This is a genomic window from Geodermatophilus sp. URMC 60 (genome assembly GCF_053502585.1).
Map to the genome: position 1 here is coordinate 1,665,992 of NZ_CP199958.1, position 23,130 is coordinate 1,689,121.

The 23,130-nt window shown below is 75.0% G+C and carries 20 protein-coding genes and 1 tRNA gene; 15 read left to right on the top strand and 6 right to left on the bottom strand.

Annotated elements, in window-relative coordinates; translation table 11 throughout:
• Positions 1-16: 16 nt before the first annotated feature.
• Both ACWIX3_RS08055 and ACWIX3_RS08060 read right to left on the bottom strand, forming a co-directional pair.
• Complete coding sequence (locus tag ACWIX3_RS08055) at positions 17-1,366, bottom strand: SLC13 family permease (protein ID WP_448611550.1); 1,350 nt, start codon at positions 1,364-1,366, stop codon at positions 17-19.
• A gap of 137 nt (positions 1,367-1,503) precedes the next feature.
• Positions 1,504-2,088: a 5-formyltetrahydrofolate cyclo-ligase gene (locus ACWIX3_RS08060; RefSeq protein WP_448611551.1), complete on the bottom strand. Its 585-nt coding sequence runs from the start codon at positions 2,086-2,088 to the stop codon at positions 1,504-1,506.
• 225 nt (positions 2,089-2,313) lie between these two features.
• Between ACWIX3_RS08060 and galU the strand changes: the two genes are divergently transcribed.
• The 5 genes from galU (at position 2,314) to ACWIX3_RS08085 (ending at position 6,378) form a co-directional block, all read left to right on the top strand.
• Positions 2,314-3,228 carry a UTP--glucose-1-phosphate uridylyltransferase GalU gene (gene galU / locus ACWIX3_RS08065; RefSeq protein ID WP_448611552.1) on the top strand — a complete coding sequence of 305 codons (915 nt, stop codon included), beginning with the start codon at positions 2,314-2,316 and terminating at the stop codon, positions 3,226-3,228.
• 41 nt (positions 3,229-3,269) lie between these two features.
• Positions 3,270-4,688, top strand: coding sequence for a molybdotransferase-like divisome protein Glp (gene glp / locus ACWIX3_RS08070; RefSeq protein WP_448611553.1), 1,419 nt, complete (start codon positions 3,270-3,272; stop codon positions 4,686-4,688).
• 8 nt (positions 4,689-4,696) lie between these two features.
• Complete coding sequence (locus ACWIX3_RS08075; RefSeq protein WP_448611554.1) at positions 4,697-5,317, top strand: GNAT family N-acetyltransferase; 621 nt, start codon at positions 4,697-4,699, stop codon at positions 5,315-5,317.
• A gap of 164 nt (positions 5,318-5,481) precedes the next feature.
• Positions 5,482-6,195, top strand: a complete 714-nt coding sequence (gene sepX, locus ACWIX3_RS08080; RefSeq protein WP_448611555.1) for a divisome protein SepX/GlpR — start codon at positions 5,482-5,484, stop codon at positions 6,193-6,195.
• 109 nt (positions 6,196-6,304) lie between these two features.
• Positions 6,305-6,378, top strand: a tRNA-Ala gene (locus ACWIX3_RS08085).
• 66 nt (positions 6,379-6,444) lie between these two features.
• On the opposite strand, the gene ACWIX3_RS08090 is transcribed toward ACWIX3_RS08085, so the two are convergent.
• Complete coding sequence (locus tag ACWIX3_RS08090; protein WP_448611556.1) at positions 6,445-7,320, bottom strand: hypothetical protein; 876 nt, start codon at positions 7,318-7,320, stop codon at positions 6,445-6,447.
• A 318-nt stretch (positions 7,321-7,638) separates the two neighbouring features.
• Between ACWIX3_RS08090 and ACWIX3_RS08095 the strand changes: the two genes are divergently transcribed.
• The 5 genes from ACWIX3_RS08095 to ACWIX3_RS08115 all read left to right on the top strand — a co-directional run bounded on the left by ACWIX3_RS08095 (position 7,639) and on the right by ACWIX3_RS08115 (position 13,164).
• Positions 7,639-8,253: a hypothetical protein gene (locus ACWIX3_RS08095; protein ID WP_448611557.1), complete on the top strand. Its 615-nt coding sequence runs from the start codon at positions 7,639-7,641 to the stop codon at positions 8,251-8,253.
• Positions 8,250-8,969 carry a signal peptidase I gene (locus ACWIX3_RS08100; RefSeq protein WP_448611558.1) on the top strand — a complete coding sequence of 240 codons (720 nt, stop codon included), beginning with the start codon at positions 8,250-8,252 and terminating at the stop codon, positions 8,967-8,969. Before ACWIX3_RS08095 ends, ACWIX3_RS08100 begins: the two co-directional genes overlap by 4 nt.
• A gap of 102 nt (positions 8,970-9,071) precedes the next feature.
• The gene (locus ACWIX3_RS08105; RefSeq protein ID WP_448611559.1) at positions 9,072-10,283 is read left to right on the top strand and encodes a hypothetical protein; all 1,212 of its coding nucleotides are present in this window, start codon (positions 9,072-9,074) and stop codon (positions 10,281-10,283) included.
• Positions 10,280-11,932, top strand: a complete 1,653-nt coding sequence (locus ACWIX3_RS08110; protein WP_448611560.1) for a diguanylate cyclase — start codon at positions 10,280-10,282, stop codon at positions 11,930-11,932. Before ACWIX3_RS08105 ends, ACWIX3_RS08110 begins: the two co-directional genes overlap by 4 nt.
• Positions 11,933-12,099: 167 nt before the next feature.
• A complete protein-coding gene (locus ACWIX3_RS08115) occupies positions 12,100-13,164 on the top strand; it encodes a hypothetical protein (protein WP_448611561.1) in 1,065 nt (354 codons plus the stop codon).
• An 18-nt stretch (positions 13,165-13,182) separates the two neighbouring features.
• Here ACWIX3_RS08115 and ACWIX3_RS08120 read toward each other — a convergent pair whose 3' ends face one another.
• Both ACWIX3_RS08120 and ACWIX3_RS08125 read right to left on the bottom strand, forming a co-directional pair.
• Positions 13,183-14,004: an enoyl-CoA hydratase/isomerase family protein gene (locus tag ACWIX3_RS08120; RefSeq protein WP_448611562.1), complete on the bottom strand. Its 822-nt coding sequence runs from the start codon at positions 14,002-14,004 to the stop codon at positions 13,183-13,185.
• 45 nt (positions 14,005-14,049) lie between these two features.
• Positions 14,050-15,573, bottom strand: a complete 1,524-nt coding sequence (locus ACWIX3_RS08125; protein ID WP_448611563.1) for a dolichyl-phosphate-mannose--protein mannosyltransferase — start codon at positions 15,571-15,573, stop codon at positions 14,050-14,052.
• A gap of 151 nt (positions 15,574-15,724) precedes the next feature.
• On the opposite strand from ACWIX3_RS08125, the gene rsmI reads away from it, so the two are divergent.
• Positions 15,725-16,564 (top strand): 16S rRNA (cytidine(1402)-2'-O)-methyltransferase, encoded by an 840-nt coding sequence (gene rsmI, locus ACWIX3_RS08130; protein ID WP_448611564.1) that lies wholly within the window; start codon positions 15,725-15,727, stop codon positions 16,562-16,564.
• A gap of 286 nt (positions 16,565-16,850) precedes the next feature.
• Here rsmI and corA read toward each other — a convergent pair whose 3' ends face one another.
• Positions 16,851-17,945, bottom strand: a complete 1,095-nt coding sequence (gene corA / locus ACWIX3_RS08135; protein ID WP_448611565.1) for a magnesium/cobalt transporter CorA — start codon at positions 17,943-17,945, stop codon at positions 16,851-16,853.
• Positions 17,946-18,048: 103 nt separating this feature from the next.
• Between corA and ACWIX3_RS08140 the strand changes: the two genes are divergently transcribed.
• The 4 genes from ACWIX3_RS08140 (at position 18,049) to ACWIX3_RS08155 (ending at position 23,042) form a co-directional block, all read left to right on the top strand.
• Positions 18,049-19,551, top strand: coding sequence for an amino acid permease (locus ACWIX3_RS08140; protein ID WP_448611566.1), 1,503 nt, complete (start codon positions 18,049-18,051; stop codon positions 19,549-19,551).
• Positions 19,552-19,652: 101 nt separating this feature from the next.
• On the top strand, positions 19,653-20,288 hold the full coding sequence (locus ACWIX3_RS08145) for a hypothetical protein (protein WP_448611567.1): 636 nt from the start codon (positions 19,653-19,655) through the stop codon (positions 20,286-20,288).
• Positions 20,289-20,320: 32 nt separating this feature from the next.
• The gene (gene metG, locus ACWIX3_RS08150; protein WP_448611568.1) at positions 20,321-22,114 is read left to right on the top strand and encodes a methionine--tRNA ligase; all 1,794 of its coding nucleotides are present in this window, start codon (positions 20,321-20,323) and stop codon (positions 22,112-22,114) included.
• Positions 22,115-22,154: 40 nt separating this feature from the next.
• Positions 22,155-23,042: a TatD family hydrolase gene (locus ACWIX3_RS08155; RefSeq protein WP_448611569.1), complete on the top strand. Its 888-nt coding sequence runs from the start codon at positions 22,155-22,157 to the stop codon at positions 23,040-23,042.
• Positions 23,043-23,130: the final 88 nt, after the last annotated feature.

Below are 23,130 nucleotides of genomic sequence, written 5' to 3' on the forward strand. Positions count from 1 at the left end.
CCTCTCCTTCGGGTTTCTACAGCCAGCCGGGGACGACGAAGACCAGCCAGGACAGCAGCGGTCCGACGACCACGACGATCCCGGCGTAGGCGAGGATCTGCTTGTAGAAGCGGTCGCGGTCGACGTCCTGGGCGTTGGCCAGCACCAGGGCGCCGTTGGTCGAGAACGGGCTCACGTCGACGATCGTGGACGCCACGGAGAGCGCGACCACCACGCCGACGGCGCTGATGGCCCCGGCCTCGAGGAACGGCACCGCGAGCAGGATGGCGACGCCGATGATCGCGGTCGAGGAGGCGAACGCCGAGACCACGCCGCCGATGTAGGCCAGCAGCAGCGCGATGAGCAGCGGCACGCCGAGCCCGATGACCGCCTGGCCGACGTAGTCGATCGTCCCGGCCTCCTGGAGCACGAACACGAACGTCAGCACGCCGGCGATGAGCAGCACCGTCGACCAGCTGATCTGGCTCACCGCGCCCTTGTGCCGGGCGGCGGCGAACAGGGCCAGCACCGTGGCGACGGTGATGGCGACGAAGCCGATGTCGAGGTCGAACACCAGCGCCAGGACGGCGACGGCGGCCAGGCCGATCAAGGTCAGGACCTGGTCGAAGGTGACCTTCTGCGGGCGTTCGGGCTCGCCGTCCACCGTGCCGTCCCCAGCGTCGTCGCCGCCCCCGACGGCCGGTCCGGGCGGGGCGCCGTGGCCGCGGACGACGGCACCGGCGGGCTCGGCCGCGGCCGGCGCCGCGGCGCTCACCCGCCGGCCGAGCAGCTCGCGGCCGCCGAGCACGAAGAAGAGCACCAGGGCGATGGCCAGGTTGAAGAAGAGGCTGCCTAGGAAGACGGTGATGGGGCTGCTCGGCAGCCCGGCGTCGTCGACGATCTCGTTGACCGTGACGCCGTAGACGCTGATCGGCGAGAACCCGCCGCCCTGTGCGCCGTGGATGACCATCATGCCCATGAGCAACGGGTTGATCCCGTAGCGGGCGGCGAAGCCGAGCGCGATCGGGGCGACGATGGCGACCGCGGCGGGGGAGAGGGCGCCGATCGCGGTGAGCAGCGCGGTGACGGCGAACATGATCCACGGGATGGCGGCGACGTGACCCCTGACCAGCCGCACCGCCCCGCGGACCAGCAGGTCGACGGTGCCGTTGTTCTGCGCGATCGCGAACAGGTAGGTGACGCCGATCAGCGTCACCACCAGCTCGGCGGGGAAGCCGGCGAGGATGTCGTCGGTGCTCAGCCCGACCGACAGCGTGCCGACGAGGAACGCGGCGACGAAGGCCAGCGCCCCCATGTTGATCGGCAGGAACGTCGCGATCGCGAAGATCGCGACGAGCGCCAGGATCGAGACGATCTCCGGTGACACGGGAGCTCCTACGGCGTCGGAGGGCTGGGACACCCGGTGCGGTGGCTCAGCGACCCAGCCACCGGCGCCGGCCAGGCGCCACGCGGACAGCATGCCGGGAGGGGGGCCGTGTCCGCGCCCGGTGGGTCCACGCCGGATCAGGTCAGGTCGAGCCAACCGCCCGATGGGGTGACCACCGCGGTGACGCGCTGGTCGTGCGGCTCGGCCGGCAGCGCGTCGACCAGTTCGTCGTCGAAGACGAGGGCCACCAGCCGCGCGTCGGGACGGGCGTGCCGCAGCGCGCGGTCGTAGTAGCCGCCGCCGCGGCCCAGGCGCACCCCGGTCCGGTCGACCGCGACCGCGGGGACGACGACGACCTCGGCGGCGCCGATCGCGGTGGGCCCCAGCCGTGGCCCGACCGGCTCGAGCAGGCCGAAGCGGCCCGGGGCCAGCCGCCCGGTGTCGACGGCCCAGGTGAGCTCGCGGCCCTCGGTCGGCACCACCGGGAGGAGCACCCGCGAGCGGAGCTGGGTGAACGCCGCCGGCAGCCGGCCCGCGCCGGGCTCGGTCGGGTCGGGCGCGAAGGCGGCCAGCGTCCGGACGCCGGCCAGGCCGCGCAGCAGGGCGGTGGCGACCGCGGCGCTGGCGGCGGCGCGCTCCTCGGCGGGACGGGCCTGGCGGCGGGCCAGGAACCGGGCGCGGAGCGCGACCTTGGCCTCGGTCACGTCGTCCCCGGGGATCACGGCCGCAGGCTAGCCAGCTCACCTGTGTGTCCCCGTCCGACCGGCTCCCCGTGCGGCGAGTGCGCAGTTGCGGGCGGCGTGGTGGGCGTGTCTGCACGTGTCACCGACCGCCGCCGCCCACTCGGCCGGACGCGTCCCGACGCCGACGGTGCCCGGCCGGGGGGAGGACGTCGCCCCGACGGCACCGCGCGGGGGTGGCCCGGCCAGGTCACTAGGCTCGCGCGCATGCCGACTCCGAGCGCCCGCCCGACGCGGAAGGCCGTCATCCCCGTCGCCGGGATGGGGACCCGATTCCTGCCGGCCACCAAGGCGGTGCCCAAGGAGCTGCTGCCGGTGGTCGACCGCCCCGCGCTCCAGTACATCGTTGAGGAGGCCGCCCGCGCGGGTCTCGGCGAGGTGCTCATGGTGACCGGCCGCAACAAGGCCGCGATCGAGGACTTCTTCGACCGGCACCCCGAGCTCGAGACCGCCCTGGAGAAGAAGGGCGACGCCGCCCGGCTCGCGGCGGTGCACGAGTCCACCGAGGTCGCCCAGGTGCACTTCGTCCGGCAGGGCGAGGCGCGCGGCCTGGGCCACGCGGTGCTGCAGGCCGCGGCCTTCGTCGGCGACGAGCCGTTCGCCGTCCTGCTCGGCGACGACATCATCGACGCCCGCGACCACCTGCTCGAGCAGATGCTGGCGGTGCAGGCCGAGCACGGCGGCTCGGTCGTGGCGCTGCTCGACGTCGGCCGGGAGAACATCGACAAGTACGGCGCGGTCGCCGTCGAGCCGGGCGGCTCCGACGTCGTCGCGATCACCGGGCTGGTGGAGAAGCCGCCGGTCGACGAGGCGCCGAGCAGCCTGGCGATCATCGGCCGCTACGTGCTGGCCCCCGAGGTCTTCGACGTGCTCCGCGGGACCGCGCCCGGCCGCGGCGGGGAGATCCAGCTGACCGACGCCCTGGCCACCCTCGTCGAGCGCAGCGAGCCGGTGCACGGCGTGGTGTTCTCCGGCCGCCGCTACGACACCGGCGACCGGCTGGACTACCTCAAGGCCGTCGTCCAGCTGGCCAGTGAGCGCGAGGACCTCGGCCCCGGCTTCCGCGCCTGGCTGGCCGAGTTCGTGGCCGACCTGCCCGCTGCGGGCGCGTCGGAGGCCTGAGCGGAGGCCGTCAGGGGGCAGCATCGACCCCTGTGGTGGGCATGACCGAGGACGGCAGGGACGGGACGGTCCCGGGGTACCGGGACACCACGGCGCTGGACCTGCGCTCCGGTACCCGGGTGCGCGAGGTGCCGGTTCCGTCGCCCGCCGTCGACGCCGCCGGGGCGCCCGCGCACGAGACGACGGCGATCGACCGCGGGGCCGTGCCGCCGCCCCCCGCGACGGCCGAGCCGGCACCGCCGCGCAGCGTCGAGCAGCACCTCGACGAGATCCTCTCCGCGGTGCCGCAGCCGGACCCGATCGAGCTGGCCGTCCTCGACGCGCAGGGCCTGCTCTGCGCGGAGGAGGTCGTCAGTCAGCGCGCGCTGCCCGGCTTCGACCAGGCCGCGCTCGACGGCTACGCGGCCCGCGCCCTGGACGTCGAGGGCGCCACCCCCGCCGAGCCGGCACACCTGTCGGTGGTGGGGGAGACCGTCGCCGGCCCCAGCGGCCCGGCATCGATCGGCCCCGGGATGGCGCAGAAGGTGGCCGCCGGCGCCATGCTGCCGGCCGGCGCGGACGTCGTCGTCCCGGTGGTGTGGACCGACGGAGGCGTGGCCACCGTCGCCGTGCACGCCGGCCCGCTCGCCGGCACCTACGTGCGCCGCGCGGGGGACGACGTCGCACCGGGCACCGCCGCGGTGCAGATCGGCACCCCGATCGGCCCGGCCCAGATCAGCCTGCTGGCCGCCGTGGGCCGCGACCGGGTGCAGGTGCGGCCCCGGCCGCGGGTCGCCGTCCTCTCCGCCGGCAGCGAGCTCGTCGACATCAGCACGCTGCCCGGCCCCGGCCAGGTCGTCGACGTCAACAGCTACGCGCTGGCCGCCGCGGCGCGCGACGCCGGCGCCGAGGCCTACCGGTGGGGCATCCTCCCGGCCGAGCCGCGCCGGCTCTCCGAGGTGCTCGAGAGCCAGCTGCTGCGCAGCGACCTGGTGCTCGTCGCCGGCACCTTCGCCAGCGAGGGCGACCCGGTGCAGGAGGCGCTCGCCGCGCTGGGCCCCATGCACTTCTCGCAGGTGATGATGCACCCGGGGCCCGTGCAGGCCTTCGGCCGTCTGGGCCGGGACGCCGTCCCGGTCATCTGCGTGCCCGGCGAGCCGGTCGCCGCGCTGGTCGCCTTCGAGGTGTTCGTGCGCCCGGCGATCCGGATGATGCTCGGCAAGCGCCAGCTCTTCCGCCGCACCGTGCAGGCGATCGCGGCCGAGCGGCTGCTCTCACCGCTGGGCTACCGGCAGTACCTGCACGGCCAGGTCATGCGCCACCCCGACGGCGGCTACGTCGTCGAGCCGCTGGGGGACGGCGACGAGGCGATGCTGGCGCGGATGGCACGGGCGAACTGCCTCATCGTCGTCGACGAGGACGTCACCGAGGTGGCCGCCGGCGGGCTGGTCACCGTCATGCCGCTGCTGCTCGGCGGCTGAGCGGCGCCGTGGTCGACCCCTCTCTGCGGCCCGGCTGGCCCGCGCACCTGAGCTGGGGCCCGGTCGAGCTGCACCCGCCGCGCCGACGGGACGCCGAGGAGTGGAGCCGGGTCCGGCTGGCCAACGAGGCGTGGCTGGCGCCGTGGGAGCCGACCGCGGTGGGGCCGTGGGCCGCGCGCCACACGCCCGGGGCCTACCGGGCGATGCGGCGGGCCGTGCTGCGCCGCGCCGCGATGGGCATGTCGCTGCCGTTCGTCGTCCGGGTCGAGGGCCGGCTCGCCGGGCAGGTGACCATCGACAACGTCGTCCGCGGCGCGCTGCGCTCGGGCAACCTCGGCTACTGGATCGACCGGGCCGTGGCCGGGCGAGGGATGGCCTCGCTGGCCGTGGCGCTGGTGTGCGACCACGCCTTCGGGTCCGCGCGGCTGCACCGCCTGCAGGCCGACATCCGTCCCGAGAACGCCCCGAGCCGGGGGCTGGTGCACCGGCTGGGGTTCCGTCACGAGGGCCTGCTCCGCCGGTACCTCGACATCGACGGCGACTGGCGGGACCACGACACCTTCGCGCTCCTGGCCGAGGACGTGCCCGGCGGCGTGGTCGCCCTGTGGCGGTCCCGCCTACCACGCTGACCGCCGGGACGGCGGGGTCGCCGTGTCGACACGCCGCTCCGGGTGCGGCAGCGAGCACTCCAGTCACACGACGCCCAGTGACACGCCGCGCGCCTCCCTCGAACGGAGGAGTCCAGGCCGTAACTTCGCCCGGCAGGTGACGCATGTGACGGGTGGTGTTCAGGATGGGTTCGGGTGTGCTGCTGGCCGCTCTGGTCGTGCTGTGGTTCGTCGTGCTGGTGCCCATGGTGGTGACCCGCGGTGACTCCTCGGCCGTCCGCTCGACGGGGGCCGACGCCGGCCGCACGCTGCAGCGGCGCCGGTCGGTCGACCCCGCGGTGTTCGCGGAGACCGAGCGGGTCTCCATCGACCGCGCCGCGCTGCTGACCTCCGGCGAGCTGCGGGTCGACGTGCACGCCGTCCGTCGCCGCACCCTGGCCGGCCTGGTGGCCCTGACGCTGCTGGCGCTGGTGGGCGCCCTGGTCTGGAGCCCGTGGCTGTGGATCGCGCAGGGCCTGCTCGACCTCGCGGTCGTCGCCTACCTCATGGTGCTGCGGGCCGCCGCGCGCCGGGAGCGGCTGGCCGCACGCCGCGCCGCCCGGGCCGCCGCGCGCTCCACGCGTCGGCCGGCCGCCCGTCCCGCCGCGCGCCCGGTGCCGGCCCCCCGCCCGGCCCCCGTCGAGGAGGAGCCGGCCGCGCAGGTGCACAACACCGTCGGTCTGCCGCACCCGAGCCTGCCGCTGGCGCCGGTGCACCCGCTGCGCCCGGGCCGGGTCGTGGCCGCCCGCGCCGCCGCCCCGGCCGGGTGGCAGAACAGCGCCGTCGTGGGCCTGGACGACGACGACATCGGGTTCGCCGACATCGACGTCTACCAGCCGCGCCGGGTCGCCAACGGCTGAAAGAGGACCCTCCTGCCCCCCACCGCTCGCAGGCTCGCGGCGGGGCCCTGCAGGGGGGCCACCCCGGTCGCGGCGCCGGCGGAGGCGGACGGTACGCTCGTCTCCGTCAGGGGCTGTAGCGCAGTCCGGTAGCGCACCTCGTTCGCATCGAGGGGGTCAGGGGTTCGAATCCCCTCAGCTCCACCCCGACACCCCAGAGAGCCCCGCCCGGTCCGTCCGGTGCGGGGCTCTCCGGCGTCCGGCCGCGGGTCAGCTCCGTGCCCGCGCCACGGCGGTGACCGCGGCCTGCGAGGCCAGAGCGCCCAGATGGCGCAGCTCCTCGGCACCGAGCACCGCCCGGTGTCGCGCCGACTCGGCCGCCGCGAGGACGACCGGGGCGGCCGTGCGGCCCAGGTGGCGGACCTCCTCCCCGGCGCGCACCGCCCCGTGCCGAGCCGACTCGGCCGCGGCCGCCGCCAGAGGACCGGCGGTCCGGCCCAGGCGCCGGGCGCTCTCCCTCGTCCGCGCGGACACGGCGAGCACCTGCCCGGCGACCAGCTCGGCGGGGGACGGCGGCCGCGGCGCCCACGGGCGACGGGCCCACACCCGCTGTGGCCACGACTGCCGGACGACCGGGCGACGGGCGCGGGCCCGGACGATGCCCAACCCCGCCACCGCGGCGAGTGCGCCAGCGGCCACGACCGTCCCGCGGCCGCTGGATCCCGAGGCGACCGCCGGGGTGGCGACCGCCGGGGTGGTGTCGGCCGGCGCGATGCCGGCCGGGGTGTCGGTCCCCTCGGCGCCGGCAGGCAGCAGGGTCTCCGAGGACTCGCTCGACGCCTCGATGCCGTAGTGCCGGTAGAGGTCGGCCTCCTGGGCCGTCGACAGCTCCCGGGCGCCGCCGACCGACGGCGCAGCGGTGACCTGGGCGCGGGTCACCGCGACCGACACCCTGCCCTCCGAGCCATCGGCGTCCAGCGCCGGGACGACGGCGCTGGCGCCCTCGACCTCGACGTACACCCACTCCGGCCGGCCCGTGGACTCGTCGGCGAGGACGGCGGTGCAGGCACCGAGCTCGGTCCCCTCGCGGTCGACGACGATCCAGCCGATCCACTCCCTGGCCTCGTCGCGTGCTGGCAGGCCCATGATCACTCCTCGTGCCGGCGCCGGTCGGGCCGCCGGCGCTGTCTTCGCCGGTCGAGCCCCCTGCGCAGCCTGGCGATCCTCGCGGCCGGGACGCAACCCGGATCGGCGCGAGCCACGAGAGCCGGTCCGTGGCTCCTCAACGGGGATGTGGGAGAGGTCCCCCACCCGATCGGGTGACGGGCCCCGCCGGCGTCCTCAACGGTCCGGCCGCGGTGTCGATGCCCCTGGTGTCGAGGACGCAGGTCGCCGCGTCCCGCCGCTGACGAAGGAGCTGCCGTGCACCACCGCGCCTCCCGGGCTCGTCGCACCGTGCTCTCCGTGGCGGTGCCCGTGGGCCTGGTGATGAGCCTGGCCGTGACCTGGGGTTCGACCCACGCGGCCTTCTCGGCCAGCACCGGCAACACCGGCAACACGTGGGAGACCGGCAGCGTCACCCTCACCGACGGCGCCCGCGGAGCCGCCCTCTTCACCGGCCCCGGTGACAGCACCCTCAGGCCCGGCTCGACCCGGTCGAGCTGCATCCAGATCGACTACACCGGAGACCTGACCGCCGACATCCGCATGTACGCCGGGACGCCGCCCGACGGCGCGACCTCCCTCGACCGCTACCTGGTGATGAGCGTGGAGCGGGGCGTCGACGCTCCCGCGTTGGGCACGGTGACGGCCGATTGCGCCGGGTTCACCTCCAACCCCACGCGGACGTTCCTCTACAACACACTGCAGGCCGACGGGACCCCGGCCGATCCCTCCCTGACGCTGGCCGACCTCAAGACCACCCACCGGGACTTCGGGAGCGGGCTGGTCGTCAGCGCGGGCACCGCGACGGACACGCACCTGACCCTCCGGATCACCTACGTCGTCAAGAACGAGAACGGGGCGCAGGGCACCCAGTCCAGCGCCACCTTCACGTGGGAAGCGCAGAACACCCCGTGACCGCGTCCACGCTCGATGGCGGCGCTCCGCGGAGCCGTGCGCCCGAGGCAGCGACCCCGGAGCGGGGCCTCGGTGCGGCCACCTGGTGCCGCGTGGTCGTCGCGGCGGTGCTGGTGGCCCTGGCCGGCCTGGTGGTCCTCGCCCTCGCTCCGCGACTCGTGGGTTTCCAGGGCCACGTGGTCGTCTCCGGCTCGATGCAGCCGCGGGTCGCGCCCGGCGACGTGGTGCTGACGCGTCCGGTGCTCCCGCAGGACCTCCGGCCGGGACAGGTGCTGCTGTTCCCGGACCCCGAGGGAGCCGACCGGCTGGTGCTCCACCGCCTCGTCTCCTTCGACGAGCGCGGGGACCTGGTCACGCGGGGCGACGCCAACCAGAGCGACGACGCCACGCACGTGCCGGCCTCGAGCGTCGTCGGTGAGGCCGAGCTGCGCGTGCCCTACGTCGGGCTCCCCGCGTACTGGCGGCTCACCGGGCAGTGGGGTCACGTGGGACTGGTCGCCGTCCTCCTCGCGGCGGCCTCCGTCTTCGCCGCCGGCAGGTCCCGCGGCCGGGTCAGGGGGCCCCGGGGCCTCACCAGCGCCGACCGGCTCGCCGTCTCCCCGGCCCCGGACCGCGTCGTCCGCCGCGTGGGGCTGCCCCCGGTGCCCGCGACCCGAGGGCACCGGGCCGACGCCCGCGGCCGGAGGGCACCGGCGGTCGGCCACACGGTCGCGTGACGGCTGCCCTCCTCTCAACATCCGCTGCGCACGGCCGAAGACATGAGCGCGCCGGACCGGTTCCGATGGCCGGACGCGACCTCGACGGGGGAGGGCAGAGGTGTGCGTCCATCGCCGGTCCCCGCGTCCCCGCGTCTGCCGAGGAGCAGCCGAGCTGCCGCCTGGCTCGTCGGCGCCGCCCTGCTCGCGCACCTGGCCGCGGGGTGGGTCCCCCTGCCGGTGGAGCCGGCCGCGGCGAGCACCAGTGCGGTCAGCCTGGTCGACGACCGGGGTGGCGCGGCGCTGTTCACCTCCACGGGCCTGCGCCCGGGGCGCACCCAGACCGCGTGCGTGGCGCTGGCGGTGACCGGGTCCGCCCGGTCCGCCGGTGAGGTGACGCTCAGCGCCGAGGTCAGCGACGCCGACCTCGCGCCCTACCTGTTCCTCACCGTGGAGCACGGCACGCTCGGGGACCCGACGCGATGTACGTCGTTCACCGGTGCACGCGTCTGGAGCGGGACGCTGGCGCAGCTGCCTCGCACGGCCGCCGCGGGGGTCCCGACCGGCTGGTGGCCCCGGGCCTCGACCTCGGCGACCTACCGGGTCAGCGTCACGGTCCTCGACGACCCCCGGGCGCAGGGTCTGCGGGCCGCGGCGACCTTCGTCTGGGCCCTCGACCTGGAACCCGCTCCCGAGCCGCCCCCGGAGCCGACCCCGACCCCGACCCCGCCCCCGGAGCCGACCCCGGAGCCGACCCCGACCCCGGGCCCGGTGGCCCCGTCGCCCGCGCCGGAGCCCACGCCGGGACCCGAGCCCGCGCCGGGACCCGAGCCCGCGCCGGGACCCGAGCCCGCGCCGGAGCCCGTCCCGTCGCCCGCGCCGGGACCCGTCCCTGCGCCGCAGCCCTCACCCGAGCCGACGCCGACCCCCGGTGTCGTCCCGACGCCGGCACCGACCCCGGCCGTCCCGACGCCGGCACCGACCCCGGCTCCCGCCATCCCGACCGAGGTCCCCGACCCGACCCCGACACGGCCGGGGACCGACCCCGGCGGCGACCCCCCGCCGGGCAGTGGCGGCGGTGACGTCGTCCAGGCGCCGCCGTTGCGGACGTCCCCCGCGACGGTCGGCGAGGTGGTCACCGCGGTGGGGGAGACGGCGCTCGCCGTCGTCGAGGACGGACAGTTCCCGCTGGCGCTGGTCGCCGTGGTCGTGGGCTTCCTCGCCGTGCAGGGCCGGCTCGACCGGCGGGACCCGAAGCTGGCGCTGGCCCGAGTCCGCCAGGAACTCAACGACTTCCAGGACTTCCCCGAGTTGCCGAGGACGACGCCCACATGAGCCAGACACCCGCTTCCCCGCAGGGCTCCCTGGACAACCTGCCCCTGGCCGACCGCCTCCGGTGGCTGCTGGCCGTCCGCGTCGGCGTCGTCGTCCTCCTGCCCGTCGCGGCGTGGGTGATCACGCGGACGGCGGAGACACCCCCGGTGTCGGTCCTCGTCCTGCCCGGGGTGCTGCTGCTGGCCGTGGGCCTCGTGCTGCACAAGCTGTCGGCGCTCGGCCGCCGCTGGGCGGTGGCGGCGATCACGGTGCCGGTGATCCTCGACGCGGTGCACCTCGGCTGGGCGCTGCACGTCGCCGGGGGCATCTCCGGCCCGGTGGTGTACGTGATCGTCCTGCACGTCATCTGCGTCACGCTGCTGGGCTCGTTCCGCACCGGTCTGAAGCTCGCCCTGTGGCACTCGCTCGTGGTGATGTCGGTCCTCAAGGCGGTCGACACCGCCCTGCTGCCCGCGCACGACGTCGTCCAGGGCTTCGACTCCCTGTCCTACGGGGTCTTCCTGGTCGCCGTCTGGGTGACCGCGATGATGACCTCGGGCCTGGGCGCGGTCAACGAGCGCGAGCTGCGTCGCCGTCGCTACGACGAGGAGGCGCTGCGCCGGCTGGCGGGCGCCCTGCACGAGGCCGACACCGGCGCCAAGGTCGCCGAGGCGCTGCTCGACTTCACCGTCGACGCCGCCGACTCACCGCTGGCCGCGGTGCACTGCCACGTGCCCGAGGGCAACGCCGTGCCCTCGGTCGACCTGGCCGTCCGCAAGCGCCGGGACCAGGACGCCGAGCCCCTGAGGGGGGTCGGCGCGCCACCACCGGGGTCGCTGCTCGCCGCGGCGATCGAGCGGGGCAGCACGGTCCTGGCGGCCGTGCAGGGCCCCGACCCGTGGGTGGACGAGGTGCTCGAGGGCGCCGGCCGGGTCGTGGCCGTCCCGTTCGGGCTGGACGGCTCCGGTAGCGGTGTCCTGACCTTCGAGGACGACGCCCGCAGCGGCTCGCGCATCGAGCGGCGCCGGGTCGGCGTCACCGAACAGGCGGTGGCGCACGCCGCGACGGCGTTCGCCCGCGTCGCGCTGCTGGAGCACCTGCAGGCCAGCGCGCTCACCGACGGCCTCACCGGGGTGGCCAACCGGCGCGCCTTCGACGCCGCGTTCGAGCGTGAGCTGTCGCTCGCCGCCCGCACCGGTGCGCCGGTGTCGGTCCTGATCGTCGACCTCGACCACTTCAAGCAGCTCAACGACACCTACGGCCACCAGGCTGGCGATGACGTCCTGCGAGGCGTCGGTGCGGCGCTCCGGTCCTGCGTGCGGCCGGGCGACGTCGCGGCGCGCTACGGCGGTGAGGAGTTCGCACTGGTCCTGCCCGGCGCCGCAGCGGACGAGGCCGTCGTGGTCGCGCGCCGACTGCGCGCGGTGCTGCGGGAGGTCGAGGCACCGAGGCCCATCACGGCGAGCCTGGGCATCGCCTGCCAGCACGGCGCCGGCCTGTCGGCCGCGGAACTCCTCGCCGCCGCTGACACGGCCCTGTACGCCGCCAAGGCCGGCGGGCGGGACCAGGCCCGGCTCGCGGGCGTGGAGGGTCCGGTCACCGGGAGCACCGCCGACCTCGTGCCGCCCATCCCGGTGCCGCGGCCCGTCGGGACGCCCGCGACGGCGTGACCCGCGGCGAGGCCGCCTCGGCCCGCGGAGCCGGCGCCGGTCCCCTCCGGGTCCCCCTCGAGGGGTGGTCGTCCCCGGCGCCGGCCCGCGCGGGCTCAACCCGGCTGCCGGCCCTGCCGATGGCAGGGCGAGGACACCCGCGGCGTGCGGGCCGGACGGAGGTGGCGATGGCAGGGGCGGATCGGCCCGTCCGCCGACTGCGCCGTGTGCCGTCGGCCCTGGCAGCCTGCGTGGTCACCCTGCTGGCCCTGGTCGCGCTGCCGCCGGCGCACGCGGTCTTCTCCGACACCACGGGCAACGCCGCGAACCTGCTGGCCGCCGACCGGCTCGCGCCGCCCTCCGGCCTGAGCGTCACGCAGACCTGCTCGGTGCCGCCCGCCGTCGCCTTCCGGAGCGCGACGACGGCCGCCGGCACCGACTCCCTCACCTTGCCGGTCCCCACGGGCACGGTCGCCGGCGACGTCCTGCTCGCCCAGGTGGTGCACCCCTACACCACCACCGCCGCCCTCTCCGCGCCGACCGGATGGGTGCGGGTCCGCAACGACTCCAGCTCGACGGTGCTGACCTCCGCGCTGTACCGGAGGACGGCGGTGACCGGGGAGCCGAGTGCGACGTTCACCTTCCCCGTCGGGAGCGGCATCGCGATGGTCGGCGGAGTGGCCGCCTACAGCGGTGTCAGCACCACGACGCCGATCGACGCCTCGGCAGCCGCAGGGGGCTACGGCACCACGCCGTACACCCCCGCGGTGACGACCACGACCGCGGACACCATGGTGGTGCGCTTCATCGCGAACTCCACGACATCGTTCCCCGAACCGGCCGGGACGACGCTCCGGTGGCGGTTCCCGGAGAGCGGCACGACCGCCACGGGGGTGACCGCATCGGACGAGCTGTTCGTCGGACCCGGCACTGCACCTCAACGGGACTCAGTGGCCCAGAGCACCACGTCGAGCTACGGGGTGGGGCAGACCGTGGCCCTCCGGCGCACCCCGTCGACCCCGTCGGCCGTCCTCTCGTGGACGGCCACCCCCAGCTCCTGGGCCACGGGCTACCGGGGCCAACGGCTCGTGGGTGAGGTGCTCCAGGGGGAGCAGAGCGTGCCCTCCAGGACGACGACGACCGCCACCGACCCCAACCTGGTGAACGGCACGACCTACACCTACCGGATCTGGGCCTACCGCGGCACGTGGACGTCCGACGTGCTGAGCGCCTCGCTCACCACGTCCTGCTGACCGGACGCGCCCGGCCGTTCAGCGCGCGCCGCGGAAGTCCGGCCGCCGCTTCTCGACGAAGGCCCGCACGCCCTCCCGCCCCTCGGGGTCGGCCGCCGACTCGGCTATCAGCCGGGCCTCGTCGTCCAGGTGCTCGTCGAGCGTGCGGACGGCGGCGCCGCGGACGAGCGCGCGGCTGCGCACCATCGCCCGCACCGGCCCGGCCGCCAGCGCGTGCGCGAGCCCGGTCGCGGCCTCGCGCAGCTCGTCGTCGGCCACCACGCGGGCGACCAGGCCGCAGGCGTGCGCGGCCGCGGCGTCGAGCGTGCCGTCGGTCAGCACGAGGTCCAGGGTGCGGGCCGGGCCGAGGGCGTGCGCGAGGGTCCAGGAGGTGCCGCCGTCGGGGGAGAAGCCGATCGCGCCGTAGGCGGGCCGGATCTTCGTCGAGCGGGCGCAGACGACGACGTCGCAGGCGCCCACCAGCCCGACCCCGGCCCCCGCGACCGCGCCGTGCACCCCCGCGACCACCGGCACGGGGGTGCTCAGGAACGCCCGCACGACCTCGTGCCAGTCGGTGGCCAGCCGGCCCACGGAGGCGCCCGGGTCGTCGGCCGACGCGAAGCCGCGCACGTCGCCGCCGACGCAGAAGCGCTCGCCCTCGGCCAGCAGCAGCACCGCCCGGGTCTCCGGCGGCCGGGTGCGCAGCGCCTCGCCGAGCGCCGCGGCCATGGCCGGGTCGACGGCGTTGCCGGTGCCCGGGGAGTCGAGGGTGACCCGCCAGACGTCGCCGTCCACCCCGGTGCGCACCCGCTCCGTCCCGCCCATCGCCGTCCCCTCGTGCTGGGAGGTGTCCGGCGTCACCGTACGGAACGGCGCCTCAGGCGCGGGCGCGCAGCCGGCCCGGGCTCAGAACCACGAGGGGAACCACATCCGGTCGAGCCACTCCGCGCGCGACAGCGGTTCCCCGGTCAGCACGGGGAGGAAGAAGACGAAGGTCGCCGCCACCACGCCGACGTAGAGCGCGACCGCGCCGAGGCCGACCTGCCGGCGCAGCCGCGAGGCGCCGGGCCGGCCGAGCACGTCCTGCAGCACCAGGACGACGGCCAGCACGAAGAACGGCAGGACGGGTGCGGTGTAGAAGACGAACATCGTGCGCTCGGGGTTGAGGAACCAGGTGCCCCAGCCGGCGGCGACCGCGACGGCGACCACCAGCGCGGCCGGGTCCCGGCGGGCGACCAGCCGCCAGGCCCCCCAGACCAGCGCCGGCGCGAAGGCGAACCAGAGGGTCGGCGTCCCGATCATGAGGATGTAGCGGATGACCGGTTCGCCGGCCGCGTCGGTGAGACCCTGCGGATTCCACAGCAGGATCGGCCGGCCGTTGACCAGCCAGCTCCACGGCCCGGACTCCCACGGGTGCGGCGTGGACAGGCCGTTGTGGAAGGCCAGCCACTCGGCGTGCTGGTGCCACAGCGACCGGAGCGCGTCGGGGATCCACGGGAACGCCGTCTCCGGGTTCTGCTGCGCCCACGCCTTGCCCTGCGAGGTCTCCCCGAGGAACCAGCCGGTGAAGCTGGCGAGGTAGGTCAGCACGGGGACGGCGGCCAGCGCCCACAGCGCCCCCGGCAGGCCGCGGCGCGCGGCGGTGCGGGTGGGGCGCGGAACGCCGGCCTCGCGCCAGGCGGCGCGGTCCCAGAACAGGCTCAGCACCGCGAACGCGGCGAGGAAGTACACCCCGCTCCACTTCACCGCGCAGGCGCAGCCGAACAGGAACCCGGCGGCCAGCCGCCAGCCGCGCGGGCCGATCGGGAGACCGCCGGGGGCCGCCGGGTGCGCCCGGATGCGGGCCCGCACCGTGTCGCGGTCGACGACCAGGCAGGCCACCGCGGAGACGACGAAGACCTGCAGGAACACGTCGAGCAGGCCGATGCGCGACAGGGTGAAGGCCAGGCCGTCGAGGGCGAGCAGCAGGCCGGCGACCAGGCCGAGCAGCGTGGAGCCGGTCAGCCGACGGGTCAGCCGGGTGAGGACGACGACGGCGATCGTCCCGGCGACCGCGGAGGGGATCCGCCAGCCGGAGGAGTCGTAGCCGAACAGCCCGATGCCACCGGCTATCAGCCACTTGCCCAGCGGCGGGTGGACGATGAACGTGTAGCCGCGGTTGTACTCGTGGCCCCACTCGAGCAGCTCGCGCGCCTCCGGCGGGTAGTACGCCTCGTCGAAGAGCAGGTCGCCGGGATAGCCGATCTCCCACAGCCGGATCGCGAGGGTGCCCAGCCCCAGCAGCGCGGTGAGCCCCCACGCGAGGGCCTTGTCGGAGGGCAGCGGCGGGGTGGTGTCGCGGCGCGGCCGGGGGAGCGGACGGCGGCGCGACCGGGCCGGGCGGAGCTCGCCGGGCTCCCGGTCCGTGCGATCGGGAGCCAGCACCGCCATGCGGCCAGGGTAGTGAAAGGACGCGCCTGCCCCCCGGCACTCGCAGGGGGACCCCGTCCTCCCACCCTTCGCGGGGTCAGGGCGGTGCCCTGGGCGGGCCGGCGGGCCCCTGCAGGCGGGCCTCCGGCGGTGGTCGTGACAGGCTCGTGGCATGGGAGGACGGCTCGTGCTCGGTGGGGCACCGCTGGGACAGCCCGGGGACGTCGGTCCGCGGCTGCGCACCGCGATGGCGACCGCCGACGTGCTCGCCGTCGAGGACACCCGCCGCCTGCACCGCCTGGCCGCCGACCTGGAGGTGCAGCTGTCGGGCCGGGTGGTGACCTTCCACGAGTCGGTCGAGCGGTCCCGGCTACCCGGGCTGCTGGCCGCGCTGGCCGAGGGCCGGACCGTCCTGCTGCTCACCGACGCCGGGATGCCGTCGGTCTCCGATCCCGGGTACACGCTGGTGCGCGCCGCGATCGACGCGGGCGTCGAGGTGACCTCGGTGCCCGGTCCGTCGGCGGTGACGACGGCGCTGGCGGTGTCGGGCCTGCCGGTCGACCGGTTCTGCTTCGAGGGCTTCCTGCCGCGCAAGGCAGGGGAGCGGCGGTCGCGGCTGGCCGGGCTGGCCGACGAGCGCCGCACGATGGTCTTCTTCGAGTCGCCGCACCGGCTGGCCGACGCCCTGACCGATGCCGCGGCGGCGATGGGCGAGGGCCGCCCGGCCGCCGTCTGCCGGGAGCTGACCAAGACGCACGAGGAGGTCCGCCGCGGGACGCTCTCCGAGCTGGCGGCGTGGGCTGCCGACGGCGTGCGTGGGGAGATCACCCTGGTCGTGGGCGGCGCACCGGTGGCCCCGGCGTCGCTCTCGCCGTCCGAACTGGCGGTGGAGGTCGCCGCGGAGGAGGCCGCGGGCGCCACCCGCAAGGACGCCATCCGCGCCGTCGTCGTCCGCACCGGGCTGCCCCGCCGGACCGTCTACGACGCCGTCGTCGCCGCGAAGGGCGACTGACCGGCGCTGTGCACGGATGGTGGTCTCGCGCCAGCCGGAGACCACGGACCGGCGCGTCGCCGTGGGGTACGACGGCGTCCGGCACGCCGAACCGGGCCAGTTCGCGAGGGACAGGCAGCGGCTCAACCGGCTGCAGGCGGCCGGCTGGCGGGTGGTGCTCGTGACGGCTGCCGATCTGCACCGACCCGGCGATCTGGTGGCCCGCATCGCCGCGGCCCTGATCCCTGTGCGCTGGGTGTGGTCTCCGACCGGGGCGAGACCACACCCGGCGCACGACGGCGCGGACCTAGAGCCAGCCGTTGCGCTTGAAGCCGCGGTACAGGAGCACGCAGGCGGTCACGATCACCAGCAGGACCAGCGGGTAGCCGTAGCGCCAGCGCAGCTCCGGCATGAACTCGAAGTTCATCCCGTAGATGCCGGCGATCGCCGTGGGGACGGCGATGATGCCGGCCCACGCGGAGATCTTCCGCATGTCCTCGTTGTCGGCCTGCGAGGTGCGGGCCAGGGACGCCTGCAGGATCGAGGTCAACAGCTCGTCGAGGGCGGAGACCTGGTCGCGCACCCGGATGGCGTGGTCCTCGACGTCGCGGAAGTAGGACCGCATCGCCTCCGGGACGACGTCGATCTGCCGCTCGGCCAGCTTCTCCAGCGGCACCTCCAGCGGCGAGACCGCCCGGCGCAGCGACAGCAGCTCGCGCTTGAGCTGGTACAGCCGGCCGATGTCGTCGGTGCGCTCCGGGCTGAACACCGAGGCCTCGAGCTCCTCGACGTCGTCCTCGACCGCGGTCGCGACGTCGACGAAGGCGTCGACCACGCTGTCGGCGACCGCGTAGAGCACCGACGAGGGGCCCAGGCACAGCAGGTCCGGCTGCTCCTCCAGGCCCCGGCGCAGGTCGGCCAGGCCGCCGTGCTCGCCGTGCCGCACGGTGATGACGTAGTTCGACCCGACGAAGACCATGACCTCGCCGGTGTCCACGACCTCGCTCGTGGCGGTCAGCCGGTCGTGCTCCACGTACCGGGCGGTGGTCAGCACCATGAACAGGACGTCGTCGTAGCGCTCCAGCTTGGGTCGCTGGTGGGCGTAGACGGCGTCCTCGACGGCCAGCGGGTGCAGACCGTAGTGCTCGGCGATGGCGCCCAGCTCGTCCTCGGTCGGGGCGTAGAGCCCGAGCCAGACGAAGCCACCCCTGTCGACGGCTGCCTGCAGCGCCTCCTGCGGCTCGACCGGGGGTTCGCGGCGTCCGTCGACGTAGACGGCGCAGTCGACGACCGGACCGACGTCGTCGGGCCGGGACGGCGTCGTGCGCGGCCGGCCATCCGGCCGCGGGCGCGTCGACGGGAGCTCGCGGGGTGCTCCGCGGGGGGCCTCCGTGCCAGGCATCGGCACTCCTCTCGAGCAGGTCGACGGCACAGCGTAGGCATGCGGGCCGGCGGCACTCGTGCCACGCTCGCGGGGTCCGGATCTGACGAGAGGACGGGGCGTCGTGGCCGTCAACACGCGCCGGGTGAAGTCCGTCGAGGACTCCATCCGCGACACCGACGAGCCGGAGCACCGGCTCAAGAAGAACCTGTCGGGCCTGGACCTCACGGTCTTCGGCGTCGGCGTCATCATCGGCACCGGCATCTTCGTGCTCACCGGCATCGTCGCCCGGGACCAGGCCGGCCCCGCCGTGGCGATCTCGTTCGTCATCGCCGGCATCGTGTGCGGGCTGGCGGCGATCTGCTACGCCGAGTTCGCCTCCACCGTGCCGGTCGCCGGGTCGGCGTACACGTTCTCCTACGCCACCTTCGGCGAGTTCATCGCCTGGATCATCGGCTGGGACCTCGTCCTCGAACTCGCGCTGGGCGCGGCGACGGTGTCCGTCGGCTGGTCGGGCTACCTCAACCAGCTGCTCGACGACATCGGCACGCCCCTGCCGTCGTCGATCGCCGGCGAGACGGCGACGGTCAACATCCCCGCGATCCTGATCACGCTGCTGATGACCGGCGTCCTGATCCTCGGGATCAAGCTCTCCTCGCGGGTCACCGCGATCATCGTGGCCATCAAGCTGGCCGTCGTCCTGCTGGTGATCGCGGTCGGGTTCTTCTACACCAAGGCCGAGAACTACACGCCGTTCGTCCCGCCGGCCGAGCCCGCGGCCGCGGGGGAGGAGGGCTGGCTGCACACACCACTGATCTCGCTGCTCACCGGGTTCAGCCCCGGCACGTACGGCTGGGGCGGCGTGCTCGCCGGCGCCGCGATCGTGTTCTTCGCGTTCATCGGTTTCGACATCGTGGCCACCGCAGCAGAGGAGACCCGCGACCCCAAGCGGGACATGCCGCGCGGGATCCTCGGCTCGCTGGCGATCTGCACCCTCCTCTACGTGATGGTCTCGCTGGTGGTCGTGGGGATGCAGAACTACACCGAGCTGAGCGCGACCGCACCGCTGGCGGGCGCGTTCTCCGCCAACGGGATGCCGGTCTTCTCGAGCATCATCTCGCTCGGCGCACTGGCCGGGCTCACCTCCGTGGTGATGATCCTGATGCTCGGTCAGTCCCGCGTGCTGTTCGCGATGAGCCGCGACCACCTGCTCCCACCCGGCCTGGCGAAGGTCCACCCCCGGTACGGCACCCCGTACCGCATCACGATCGCCACCGGGATCGTGGTCGCGCTGCTCGCCGGGTTCGTCCCGCTGACCGCACTCGCGGAGCTGGTGAACATCGGCACGCTCTTCGCCTTCTTCCTCGTGTCGATCGGCGTCTGGGTGCTGCGGCGGACCCGCCCGGACCTGCACCGTTCCTTCCGGGTGCCGTGGGTCCCGGTCCTGCCGATCGTCTCGGCACTCGCCTCCCTGTGGCTCATGTCCAACCTGCCCACCGACACGTGGCTGCGTTTCATCGTCTGGATGGCGCTCGGCGTCGGCATGTACTTCGTCTACGGCCGCCGTCGCAGCCGGATGGCCACCGGAGAACGGATGTCGGCTGCCGACAACATCGCCCGCCGCTGACCCCTCGGAGGGGTGAGGCCGCCCGCCCAGGCCCTCCAGCCGCCCGCTCCGGGGGCCGACCCGACCGGTGACCGACGTCCCCGGCCAGGGAGAGCACCCCCGTGGCGAGCACCGTCCTCGACGCCCGCGAGATCCCGCGCGCGCCGTCGCCCACCGACCGGCGCCGGCCACCGGTCACCGTGCTGGCGGCCGCCGCCGTCGGCGTGGTGGAGGCGGTCGCGCTGCTGGCGGGTGGGCTGACGGGGCTGGACGGGCTGCTGCTGTCCCCGCTGCGGCCGGCGGGGCCGGTCGTGGCCGTCGTGCTGCTCCTCCTCGCCGGGTGGGTGGTGTCGTGCGCCGGCGGCGGGATGCTGCTGCTCGACCGGTCGGGACGGCGGGTCTACGCCGCCGTCGCCACGGCCGAGATCGCGCTGGTCGGGGCGCTGTTGGCGCTCGCGCTGACCACCCCGCTGTTCGATCCGCTGCCGATGGGCCTGCCGCTGCCGGCGCTGGCGCTGCTGGTCCTCGGCCTGCCGGTGGGCAAGCTGCTGCTGGCCGGCGCGCCCTCGCTCGTGGCCTGGGTCGCGGAGGGGCCGCGCGTCCCGGCCCGCCGTCCCGAGCCGGCCGCCGCCGGCCCGCGGACCCGGGCGGCCACGCTCGCCGTCATCGGCCTGGCCCTGGTCGCCGTGGCGCTCAGCACGCCGGTGCCGGCCCCGGCGACCGAGGCCCCGGCGACCGCGGGCACCGGCCAGCACTGAACCGGGTGGACGTCGCCGCCTAGGCTCGTGCCGTGAGTGATCGGCACATCCTGACCGCCGTGGCCTGGCCCTACGCCAACGGCCCGCGGCACATCGGCCACGTCTCCGGCTTCGGCGTCCCCTCCGACGTCTTCAGCCGCTACCACCGGATGGCGGGGAACCGGGTGCTGATGGTCAGCGGCACCGACGAGCACGGGACGCCGATCACCGTGGCCGCCGACGCGGAGGGCGTGACCCCGCGGGAGATCGCCGACCGCAACAACCGGATCATCGTCGGCGACCTGCAGTCGCTCGGGCTGTCCTACGACCTGTTCACGCGGACGACGACGGCCAACCACGCGGCGATCAGCCAGGAGATCTTCCTGGGCCTGCTGCAGAACGGTTACGTCTTCCCGAAGACGACGCTCGGCGCCATCAGCCCGTCGACCGGGCGCACCCTGCCCGACCGCTACATCGAGGGCACCTGCCCGATCTGCGGCTACGACGGCGCCCGTGGCGACCAGTGCGACAACTGCGGCAACCAGCTCGACCCGGTCGACCTGATCAACCCGAGGAGCCGGATCAACGGCGAGACGCCGAAGTTCGTCGAGGAGGAGCACTACTTCCTCGACCTGCCGGCCTTCACCCGCTCCCTGGGGAGCTGGCTGGACAGCCGCAAGGGATGGCGCCCCAACGTCCTGAACTTCGCGAAGAACCTGCTGACCGACCTCAAGCCGCGCAGCTACACCCGGGACATCGACTGGGGCGTCCCGGTGCCGCTGGAGGGCTGGCGCAACCGCCCCGACAAGCGGATCTACGTGTGGTTCGACGCCGTCGTCGGCTACCTGTCGGCCTCGATCGAGTGGGCCCGCCGCTCCGGGGACGACGACGCCTGGCGCCAGTGGTGGCAGACCCCGGACTCCGACGCCTACTACTTCATGGGCAAGGACAACATCGTCTTCCACGCCGAGATCTGGCCCGCCCAGCTGCTCGGCTACGACGGCGAGGGCGACAAGGGCGGCACGCCGGGGTCGCTGGGCCGGCTCAACCTGCCGACCGAGGTGGTCTCCAGCGAGTTCCTGACCATGGAGGGGCGCAAGTTCTCGTCGTCCCGCCAGGTGGTCATCTACGTGCGCGACTTCCTGGCCCGCTACGACGCCGACGCGCTGCGCTACTTCATCGCCGCGGCCGGGCCGGAGAGCCAGGACACCGACTTCACCTGGGCGGAGTTCCTGCGCCGCAACAACGACGAGCTGGTCGCCGGTTGGGGCAACCTGGTCAACCGCACTGTGTCGATGGCGGCGAAGAACGTGGGCGCCGTCCCGACGCCGGGCGAACTGACCGACGCCGACCGGGCGCTGCTGGGCACCACCTCGGGCGCGTTCGGGCCGGTCGGGGAGCTGCTGTCGCGCAACCGGCAGAAGGCCGCCGCCGCGGAGGCCATGCGGGTGGTCGGCGAGGCCAACAAGTACCTGTCCGACCAGGCGCCGTGGAAGCTCAAGGAGGACCCGGCCCGCCGGGACACGGTGCTGCACACGGCCCTGCAGGCGGTCAGCGACTGCAACTCCCTGCTCACCCCGTTCCTCCCGCACTCGGCGCAGAAGGTGCACGAGCTCCTCGGTGGCAGCGGCGTGTGGTCGCCGGCGCCGCGGATCGAGGAGGTCACCGACCTCGACGACGGCTCGCCGTACCCGATCATCACCGGTAACCACTCCGAGGGGCAGGCGGTCTGGGCCTCCCGCCCGCTGCCTCCGGGGACGCCGCTGTCACCGCCCACCCCGGTGTTCCGGAAGCTCGACGAGTCGATCGTCGAGGAGGAGCTGGCCCGGCTCGAGGGCGGCCGGTGAGGGCCAGCTCCGCGGAGACGGCCGACGCGGGGAACGGGGAGTGAGTCGGTCGGCGGCGTCGCGGGCGAACCGGAGGGGGCAGAAGCCGCCGTCGCCGGAGCCGCTGCCCGCACCGGCGGTCGACAGCCACACCCACCTCGACATCGTGCTCAGCGGGTTCCGTCCCGAGGACGGGGAGCCGCCGGCCCCCGAGGACGTCGACGCCGAGATCGCGGCCGCGGTCGCCGTGGGCGTCCCGCGTCTGGTGCAGGTCGGTGTGGACGTCGAGTCGTCCCGCTGGTCGGCCGAGCTCGCCGCCCGGCACCCGAACGTGCTGGCCGCCGTGGCCCTGCACCCCAACGAGGCGGGCGAGGGAGCGGCGACCGACGACGCGCTGGCCGAGATCGACCGGCTGGCGGCGCTGCCACAGGTGCGGGCGGTGGGGGAGACCGGCCTGGACCGCTACCGCACCGGGCCCGACGGGTGGGCGGCTCAGGAGGCGTCCTTCCGGGCGCACATCCGGATCGCCAAGGAGCGCGGGGTCGCGCTGGTCATCCACGACCGCGACGCCCACCAGGAGATCCTGCGGGTGCTCGAGGACGAGGGCGCTCCCGCGCACACCGTCTTCCACTGCTTCTCCGGCGACGCGTCCTTCGCCCGGGCCTGCGTCGAGCGGGGCTTCGTGCTGTCCTTCGCGGGCACGCTGACGTTCGCCAACGCCGGCTACCTGCGCGAGGCCGCCGCGCTGGCGCCGGTCGAGCAGGTGCTGGTGGAGACCGACTCGCCGTTCCTCACCCCGGTGCCCTTCCGCGGGCGGCCCAACGCCTCCCGGCTGGTGCCGCACACGGTCCGCGCGCTTGCCGAGGTCACCGGCGTCGAGCTCGAGGAGCTCTGCGCCCACCTCACCACCAACGCCGAGCGCGTCTTCGGTGGCTGGTCGGGGCTGTGATCGGTCGGCCCACCGGCCGACACCGTCACCAGGTCCCGTTCCTGCCCGGTCGGGACCTCGCGGTCCTCGTGACCGGTCCCCTCGACCC

What these genes read in the sequence shown, in the direction of transcription:
- sepX (WP_448611555.1), top strand. Translation starts at nt 5,482, where the DNA reads ATGGGTTCGGGTGTGCTGCTGGCCGCTCTGGTCGTGCTGTGGTTCGTC.
- glp (WP_448611553.1), top strand. Translation starts at nt 3,270, where the DNA reads ATGACCGAGGACGGCAGGGACGGGACGGTCCCGGGGTACCGGGACACC.
- ACWIX3_RS08125 (WP_448611563.1), bottom strand. Translation starts at nt 15,573, where the DNA reads ATGGCGGTGCTGGCTCCCGATCGCACGGACCGGGAGCCCGGCGAGCTC.
- ACWIX3_RS08110 (WP_448611560.1), top strand. Translation starts at nt 10,280, where the DNA reads ATGAGCCAGACACCCGCTTCCCCGCAGGGCTCCCTGGACAACCTGCCC.
- ACWIX3_RS08090 (WP_448611556.1), bottom strand. Translation starts at nt 7,320, where the DNA reads ATGGGCCTGCCAGCACGCGACGAGGCCAGGGAGTGGATCGGCTGGATC.
- galU (WP_448611552.1), top strand. Translation starts at nt 2,314, where the DNA reads ATGCCGACTCCGAGCGCCCGCCCGACGCGGAAGGCCGTCATCCCCGTC.
- ACWIX3_RS08115 (WP_448611561.1), top strand. Translation starts at nt 12,100, where the DNA reads ATGGCAGGGGCGGATCGGCCCGTCCGCCGACTGCGCCGTGTGCCGTCG.
- rsmI (WP_448611564.1), top strand. Translation starts at nt 15,725, where the DNA reads ATGGGAGGACGGCTCGTGCTCGGTGGGGCACCGCTGGGACAGCCCGGG.
- corA (WP_448611565.1), bottom strand. Translation starts at nt 17,945, where the DNA reads ATGCCTGGCACGGAGGCCCCCCGCGGAGCACCCCGCGAGCTCCCGTCG.